The organism is Streptomyces sp. NPDC057638 (assembly GCF_042800315.1).
Taxonomy (GTDB): Bacteria; Actinomycetota; Actinomycetes; order Streptomycetales; family Streptomycetaceae; genus Streptomyces.
Genome location: NZ_JBHVHF010000318.1, coordinates 1 through 8382, shown reverse-complemented (window position 1 = coordinate 8382; position 8382 = coordinate 1). Strand labels below are relative to the sequence as shown.

6 protein-coding genes are annotated in these 8382 nt (G+C 69.1%); 2 read left to right on the top strand and 4 right to left on the bottom strand.

The annotated features are described in order from the left end of the window. Positions 1-50 precede the first annotated feature (50 nt). Positions 51-2864: a preprotein translocase subunit SecA gene (gene secA, locus ACFVIM_RS29510; protein WP_384307607.1), complete on the bottom strand. Its 2814-nt coding sequence runs from the start codon at positions 2862-2864 to the stop codon at positions 51-53. Positions 2865-3118: 254 nt separating this feature from the next. Here secA and ACFVIM_RS29505 point away from each other — a divergent pair, with 254 nt between their 5' ends. After that, positions 3119-3721: a GNAT family N-acetyltransferase gene (locus ACFVIM_RS29505; RefSeq protein WP_384307605.1), complete on the top strand. Its 603-nt coding sequence runs from the start codon at positions 3119-3121 to the stop codon at positions 3719-3721. 42 nt (positions 3722-3763) lie between these two features. Then, entirely contained in the window at positions 3764-4933 is a 1170-nt protein-coding gene (locus ACFVIM_RS29500) for a winged helix-turn-helix domain-containing protein (protein WP_384307603.1), read from the top strand. Between the two features lie 509 nt (positions 4934-5442). Here ACFVIM_RS29500 and ACFVIM_RS29495 read toward each other — a convergent pair. From ACFVIM_RS29495 to ACFVIM_RS29485, 3 genes are all read right to left on the bottom strand, one after another. Next, a complete protein-coding gene (locus ACFVIM_RS29495; RefSeq protein ID WP_384307600.1) occupies positions 5443-6195 on the bottom strand; it encodes a response regulator in 753 nt (250 codons plus the stop codon). 207 nt (positions 6196-6402) lie between these two features. Further along, positions 6403-7092 carry a ribosome hibernation-promoting factor, HPF/YfiA family gene (gene hpf, locus ACFVIM_RS29490; protein ID WP_384307598.1) on the bottom strand — a complete coding sequence of 230 codons (690 nt, stop codon included), beginning with the start codon at positions 7090-7092 and terminating at the stop codon, positions 6403-6405. 340 nt (positions 7093-7432) lie between these two features. Beyond that, positions 7433-8233 carry a ComF family protein gene (locus ACFVIM_RS29485; protein WP_384307595.1) on the bottom strand — a complete coding sequence of 267 codons (801 nt, stop codon included), beginning with the start codon at positions 8231-8233 and terminating at the stop codon, positions 7433-7435. Positions 8234-8382: the final 149 nt, after the last annotated feature.

Here is an 8382-nt window from a genome sequence, read left to right as displayed (position 1 = left end):
ACACCACACAGGTGTCCGGCCCCCGGCCGTGGCTCAACACGGTGACGGTGTCACTTCTTGCGGCGACGCCCACCGCTCTTCTGGGCCTTGCGGCGCTCGGCGCGGGTCATCCCGTCCGAGGCGGAACGCGCGGGCGAGCCATCGCTGGCGAAGTCGCCCTCGACGACACCGCCCTCACCGTCGACCGTCGGCGCGGAGAAGTGCAGCCGGTCCGGGCGCTGCGGGGCCTCCAGGCCCTTCGCCCGGATCTCGGGACGCGAGGCGGGCGCCGCGTCCTTCTTGTCCAGCGAGGTGCGCTCGGCGGCGGCGTCCACCGGAACCTCCTCGACCTGCTGCTCCACCTGGACCTCCAGGTTGAACAGATAGCCGACGGACTCCTCCTTGATGCCGTCCATCATGGCGGTGAACATGTCGAAGCCCTCGCGCTGGTACTCCACCAGCGGGTCCTTCTGCGCCATCGCGCGCAGACCGATGCCCTCCTGGAGGTAGTCCATCTCGTAGAGGTGCTCACGCCACTTGCGGTCGAGCACCGAGAGGACCACGCGCCGCTCCAGCTCCCGCATGATCTCGGAGCCGAGCTGCTTCTCCCGGGAGTCGTACTGCGCGTGGATGTCCTCCTTGATGGACTCCGCGATGAACTCCGCCGTGATGCCCGCGCGGTCGCCCGTGGCGTCCTCCAGGTCCTCGACGGTGGTCTGCACCGGGTAGAGCTGCTTGAAGGCGCCCCACAGCCGGTCCAGGTCCCACTCCTCGGCGAAGCCCTCGACGGTCTCGGCCTGGATGTAGGCGTCGATGGTGTCGTCCATGAAGTGGCCGATCTGCTCGTGCAGATCCTCGCCCTCCAGGACCCGGCGCCGCTCGGCGTAGATCACCTTGCGCTGGCGGTTGAGCACGTCGTCGTACTTCAGGACGTTCTTACGCGTCTCGAAGTTCTGCTGCTCGACCTGGGACTGGGCGGAGGCGATGGCGCGCGTCACCATCTTGTTCTCGATCGGGACGTCATCGGGGACATTGGCCATGGCCATCACCCGCTCGACCATCTGCGCCTTGAACAGACGCATCAGGTCGTCACCGAGGGAGAGGTAGAAGCGGGACTCGCCCGGGTCGCCCTGACGGCCGGACCGACCGCGGAGCTGGTTGTCGATACGCCGGGACTCATGGCGCTCGGTCCCGAGGACATAGAGCCCGCCGAGCCCCTTGACCTCCTCGAACTCCGCCTTGACGGCCTGCTCGGCCTTCTCCAGGGCGGTGGGCAGGGCGGCCGCCCACTCCTCGACGTGCTCCACCGGGTCCAGGCCGAGCTGACGCAGCTCCGCCTCGGCGAGGTCGTCCGGGTTGCCGCCGAGCTTGATGTCGGTACCACGGCCGGCCATGTTGGTGGCGACGGTGACCGCGCCCTTGCGCCCGGCCTGGGCGACGATGATCGCCTCCCGGTCATGCTGCTTGGCGTTGAGCACCTCGTGCTGCACACCGCGCTTGTTGAGCTGCTGCGAGAGGTACTCGGACTTCTCGACCGAGGTGGTGCCGACGAGGATCGGCTGGCCCTGCTCGTGCTTCTCGACGATGTCGTCGACGACCGCGGCGAACTTGGCGACCTCGGTGCGGTAGATCAGGTCGGACTGGTCCTTGCGGACCATCGGCCGGTTGGTCGGGATCGGCACCACACCGAGCTTGTAGATCTGCTGGAACTCGGCGGCCTCCGTCATGGCCGTACCGGTCATACCGGACAGCTTGTCGTAGAGGAGGAAGAAGTTCTGGAGGGTGATCGTGGCGAGGGTCTGGTTCTCGTCCTTGATGTCCACCCCCTCCTTCGCCTCGATCGCCTGGTGCATGCCCTCGTTGTAGCGGCGACCGGCGAGGATACGGCCGGTGTGCTCGTCGACGATCATGACCTCGCCGTCGATGACGACGTAGTCCTTGTCCTTCTTGAAGAGTTCCTTGGCCTTGATGGCATTGTTCAGATAGCCGACCAGGGGGGTGTTCACCGACTCGTAGAGGTTGTCGATGCCCAGCCAGTCCTCGACCTTGGCGACACCCGACTCATGGATGGCGACGGTCCGCTTCTTCTCGTCGACCTCGTAGTCGCCGGTCTCCTCGATGCCCTTGAGCGTGTTGCCGGGCTCACCGCGGGTAAGGCGCTTGACCAGCTTGGCGAAGTCGCCGTACCACTTGGTGGCCTGGTCGGCGGGGCCGGAGATGATCAGCGGCGTACGCGCCTCGTCGACGAGGATCGAGTCGACCTCGTCGACGACGGCGAAGTTGTGGCCGCGCTGGACGAGCTCGTCCTGGGACCACGCCATGTTGTCGCGGAGGTAGTCGAAGCCGAACTCGTTGTTCGTGCCGTACGTGATGTCGCAGGCGTACTGCTCGCGGCGCTGCGCCGGCGTCATGTTCGCCAGGATGCAGCCGACGGACAGGCCCAGGAACTTGTGGACGCGGCCCATCATCTCGGAGTCGCGCTCGGCCAGGTAGTCGTTCACCGTGATCAGGTGGACGCCCTTGCCGGAGAGCGCGTTGAGGTACGTGGGGAGGGTGCCGACGAGGGTCTTGCCCTCACCGGTCTTCATCTCCGCCACATAACCGAGGTGGAGCGCGGCGCCACCCATGATCTGCACGTCGTAGTGGCGCTGGCCGAGGACGCGCTTGGCCGCCTCGCGGACGGTCGCGAACGCCTCGGGAAGCAGGTCGTCGAGCGTGGCTCCCTCGGCGAAACGCTCCTTGTACTCTTCCGTGAGCGCCCGCAACTCGGCGTCGGAGAGGCTGACGAAGTCCTCTTCGATGGAGTTGACCTGGTCCGCGATGCGGTGCAGTTTGCGCAGGATCTTGCCTTCGCCTGCACGCATGAGCTTGTTGAAGACGGACACTGAGGCTGGTCTCCTTGCCGGTCGGGCCTGGCTGGGTCGTGATGGACACAGGGTCGTGATGGACACGGACACGGGCACGGCACACGGCCCCACCGCAACGGCCATCGTAAGCGAGGACCCCGCCGGGCCGGGAGGTCCATGGCCGGTCAGGCCGGTCCGTCTACCCGCATGGAGAACGCACGGGAGCCGCGGAAGGTGCCGCCGCGTCGGGAAAAGGGCTCGCTCCACCCCCACCGACGGACCAGAATCCGGCCATGGAGCCCGTCACACTCACCACCGAGCGCCTGCTGCTGCGCACCTTCACCCCGGATGACACGGAAGCGGTCCTGCGGGCCTGCCAGGACCCGGACATCCTGCGCTGGACGACCGTTCCCGCCCCGTATGAGCGCCATCACGCCGTCGAGTACACGGAGCGGATGGTGCCCGAGGGCTGGCGCACCGGCACCATGTACACCTTCGCCGTCGTCCCGCGTGAGGGCGGCCCCGTGATGGCGTCGATCGCGATCACACTCCGTACCCACTCCGGCACATGGGAGATCGGCTACTGGACCGCCGCCGAACATCGCGGCCGTGGCGTGATGGTCGAGTCGGCACGGGCACTCGCCCACTGGGCTTTCACCACGCTGGGCGCGACACGGCTGGAGTGGCGGGCCGAGGTCGGCAACGAGGGTTCCCGGGCGGTCGCCGAGCGGGCGGGCTTCACGGTCGAGGGCGTCCTGCGCGCGGCCCTGATGAACAAGGACACGCTGCGTGACTGCTGGGTGGGATCGCTGCTCCCCTCGGATCTCGCGCTGCCCTCCCCGTACGCCTATCTGCCCCACCGTCGCGGAACGGGCACGGACGAGCACTCCGGCTGAACCGGGGGCACGCTGTCAGTGCCGCCCTCTATCGTGCCGATCATGACGATGACGCCTCCCGCCGCCGAGCTCTCCGCCGACGAAGCCCGCCGCATCGCGCTGCGCGCCCAGGGGTTCCTCGGCGCTCCCGACCGGCGGGGCGGGGTCCGCGCTGTCAGGGGGGTGCTGCGGCACTTGGGCGCGGTGCAGCTGGACACCATCTCGGTGCTGGCCCGCTCCCACGAGTTGATCCCGTACGCCCGGCTCGGCGCCGTCGGACGCCGCACGGTCGAGGACGCCTACTGGACCGAGGGCCACAGCTTCGAGTACTGGTCACACGCCGCGTGCATTCTGCCGGTCGAGGAGTGGCCGTACTTCGGCTTCCGCCGCCGTGCCTTCCGCGACCGGCCGCAGTGGAGCCATGAACTGCCCGACGGGGCGTACACCAGGGTGATCGAGCAGCTGCGCGCCGAGGGCCCCCTGACCGCGACCGATCTGGGCGGCGCGAAGAACGGCGGCCCGTGGTGGGACTGGTCGGCCTCCAAGGTCGCTGTCGAGCGCGCGCTGATGCTGGGCGAGGTGGTGTGCGTCGAGCGCCGCGGCTGGAAGCGGGTCTACGACCTGGCCGAGCGCGCGATTCCCGCCGATCTCCTCGGGACCGAGCTGGACGACGCCGCGTGTCTGCGCCGCCTCGTCGGTCTGGCCGGGCGGGCACTGGGCGTGGGCACCCGCGCCGACATAGCCGACTACCACCGGCTCAAGGCCGAGCAGGTCGACGCCGTGATCGGCGAGTCCGGTCTGGTGCCGGTCACGGTCGAGGGCTGGTCCAAGCCCGCGTGGGCCGACCCCGAGGCTCTGGCCGTCGCGCCCCGTGGCCGCCACCGCACCACGCTGCTCTCACCGTTCGACTCACTGATCTGGGAGCGCGCCCGCACGGAGCGGATCTTCGGCTTCTCCCACCGGCTGGAGGCGTACGTCCCGAAACCGAAGCGTGTGTACGGCTACTTCGCGATGCCCCTGCTCTCCGGTGGCAGACTGCTCGGCCGGGTCGATCCCGCGCGTGAGGGGCACACGCTCGTGGCCCGTCATGCCTCACTGGAGACCGCCAAGGCCGTCGAACCCATGGCGACGGCGCTGCGTGAGGCGGCGTCCTGGGTGGGCTGTGACACGGTCCGGGTGGAGCGGGTCAGCCCGCCCGAGCTGGCTCCCGCCCTGGTGGCGGCCCTGCGCTGAGGCCCCGGAGAGGGCGGGTGGGGCAGGTGCGCCCGCGCCGGGCTCACCGGCCCGGGGCGCGGTCATCTGCCGCGCCCCTTCCCCGGCCCGGCGGCGCTCCCCGGCGGACCCTGACTCCGTGGGCCGGGCCCAGCCAACGGAGCGCGGGAGCGTCGCAGCGCGGGACCCGGCTCCACGGACCGGCGGTAACCGCCCCCATCTCCTCCTTCGCCCCTCACCCAGGAGCCACGGTCATGCCGTGAGCCCGGCCGCGCGCCGCTGGGTGACGGGATCCAGCGCGTCTCCCGGGAGAACACGTCCAGGGCCTCTCTCTTTCGGATCGTGCTGAGGCTCGTGGGCCCTGACACCTGCCCCTGCCCCTGGTGGCCTGGGAGGTAACCCCCGGGGCCGCCCTCGGGCCCGGGGAGGGGTGCCCCTCAGCCTGGGCAGGGGCCCCGGGCGGAGCCTGGGGCAGTACTCCCTGCGCCAGAAACCCGCTCACGATCCCCGCCTGACCCGGAGGAAGAGCCCTAGCGGATCTCCAGGATCTTCTCGCGCATCGCGTAGACGACGGCCTCCATCCGAGAGTGGAGCTGAAGCTTCTCCAGGATGTTGCGCACATGGTTCTTCACCGTGTTCTCGGAGATGAACAGCTCCTTGGCGATGTCCCGGTTGTTCATCCCCGTGGCGACCAGCTTGAGCACCTCCAGCTCGCGGTCGGTCAGCCGGGGCGCGGGAACCAGCCGCCGCTCGTCCGTGCGCTGGATCATCGACTTGAACTCGGTGAGCAGTTTGGACGCCATGGAGGGACTGATCTGCGACTGGCCGTCGGCGACCGCGCGGATCGCGGTGGCGACCTCGTCGGTGGAGATCTCCTTGAGCAGGTAGCCGGTGGCCCCCGCCTTGATCGCGTCGTAGAGGTCGGCCTCCTCATCGCTGATCGTCAGCATGATGATCTTCGCGCTGGGGGCCACCTCCTTGATGGAGGTGCACGCCTCGATCCCACCGCGCCGTGGCATGCGTACGTCCATCAGCACGATGTCGGGAAGCAGGTCAGCGGCCTTGTCGACCGCCTCTGCCCCGTCACCGGCCTCGCCGACGACCTGGATGTCCTCTTCCTGGGCGAGGACGATCTCCAGTCCCCGCCGGAACAGGGCGTGGTCATCCACCACGAGAACCCGGATCGGCTCGCTCGGGGAGCCGCCCGTGGCCGTGCGGGCCCCGACGGCCGTCTCTCCGGCGTCCACCGTGTCGCCGTGCACCGGCCCGAAGCTGTCCGCCATCGTTCCTCCCCCTGAAGGCAGTGGCCTGAAGGGCATGTCAGATTCGCCAACACCCGTGCACCGCGCACGGATTGGCCTGTGGCGCCATGCTTTCATGCCCGGACGACAGCACGGTGATCCTTGGCGAGCACGGTGGTGCCCCTCGGGGCGCCGAAGCGCTCCCAGGGGGCACCGGTGCTCTGTCCCGTCCCCCGCGGCGGCCGGGGGTCAGCCGCCGAGCGCTCCGCCCGCGCCACCCCGCTCGGCGGCGGCGAGCGGGTCGGTCTCCAGATGGATGACGCCGTAGTCATAGGCGTGCCGCCGGTAGACGACACTGGGCTGCTTCGTCTCGGAGTCGACGAAGAGATAGAAATCGTGTCCGACCAGTTCCATCTCGTAGAGGGCCTGGTCAAGGGTCATCGGTGCCGCGGTGTGCACCTTCTCGCGCACCACCAGCGGTCCCTCGCCCTGCACTTCGAGCGAGCCGATCCGGGTGGTGGGAATGGCGTCCGTCCGTTCATCGGCCGCGAGGTTGCCGTCGGGGTTCAACTCCGCGACACCCGGGACGACATCGGCCACTTCGGCCGCCGGGATACGTCCGTTCCCCCGGCGGGTGTGTCGCTTGTCGTGCTGCTTGCGCAGCCGTGCCTCCAGTTTGCCCGTGGCGAGGTCGAGCGCCGCGTACGGGTCAGCCGCAGCGGCCTCCGCCCGGATCACCGGCCCCCGGGAGTGCAGGGTGATCTCGACGCGGTCGGAACGGTCGGCCTGCCGCGGGTTGTGCTCCTTGGACACCTCGACATCCAGGCTGATCACCTTGGCGTCGAGCTTCTGGATCTTGTCCAGCTTCAGCTTCTCGGCCACGTGCTTGCGGAACCGCTCCGGCACCTCGGTCTTGCGGCCCTTGACGACGATGTCCACGCAGAACTCCGTTCCCGGATTGCTCCGCCCGCCCGGCGGCTGCGGAGCGTCTCCCTCTTGCACCAGACTCCGGTGAGTACCGAAGCCTCGGACTAGGCGACTTTCACCTCCTCCTCCCCAGTCGACAAGATCCCCACCCCACCAACTTTCGAGGTTTTCCGTTGCCGCGAATCCCTGGCCGAAAGCACGGCGGTGCACTCGGTGAGGTAAGCCATCCGCAATCGCAGATCCTCACAACCGAACATAGCTCGATCGAGTGGTGGTCGGCACCCGCTACCAGCGCGTACCTCCGTTGGGGCCTCTTTTCTCTCTTACTACCTGCAACGTCGAACCTTCCCCGTCAGTTCCGGTTTATTTCAAAAGAGATCGACCGCGCCGCGACGACCGCGGCAACCGGTGGTATAAGCCGGGTAAAGCAGGCCTCTGCCAGCGGACCCGATGGCGTCCGGCTCCGTATACGCCTGCCCGTGCCCGAAATCGGGCCGGAAATAGCGTCCTCCATCTCATCGCGAACAGCGGCACGGAACGCACGGGCCGCCTCCGCCAGTGAGGCGCCCGTGGTCATCAGATCGTCCACCAGAACGACCCTGCCTCCAGAGAGCAACCGCATGCCCGCCGGCATCGCCTCCAGCGCTCCGGCCATGTTCTCCTCCCGTTGCCGAGCGGTCAGTCCCGACTGGTCCAGTACTCCTCGCCGCTGCCGCAGCAGCGGCACGACCCGCGCCTGGCGTCCCCCGCGTCTCAACTCGGCCGAGGCCGCGAGGGCAAGCCTCCGCGTGGCGTCGTGCCCCCGGGCCCGGACCGCACGCCGCGCCGAGGGAACCGGCACCAGCGACACCGGACCGGAGCCGGGTGCCACGGCCCGCACCGCTCCGGCGAGCGCCCGGCCGAGATAGCGCGCCAGCCCCAACGCGCCACGCTCCTTGTGCGCGATCAGTGCCTCCCGTACCGCGTCTGCGTATGGCGCGGACGCCCAGACCTCGGGAAGCCCATCGGGCGCGGGCACCGGCCGTGCCCGACGGGGCGGACGGCCGTACAGCCGCGCCGCGCACACATCGCACAGCGGCGGCCCTGGGGCCCCGCACCCCGGACACACCACCGGCAGTACCAAGCCGGAGATCTCCTGCCACCAACCCCGCATGACCACCACTCTGCCCCTGGTCCCGAAGACTCGCCACTCCTGTGGATAACCTCCGGCAAGAGAGACAAAAGCCCAGTTCAGCGCTGCTAGGCGGGAGACAGCTAGGTCATCACGACAGCACGCGAGGGGGCGGGGAGGCCGCTCCGGCC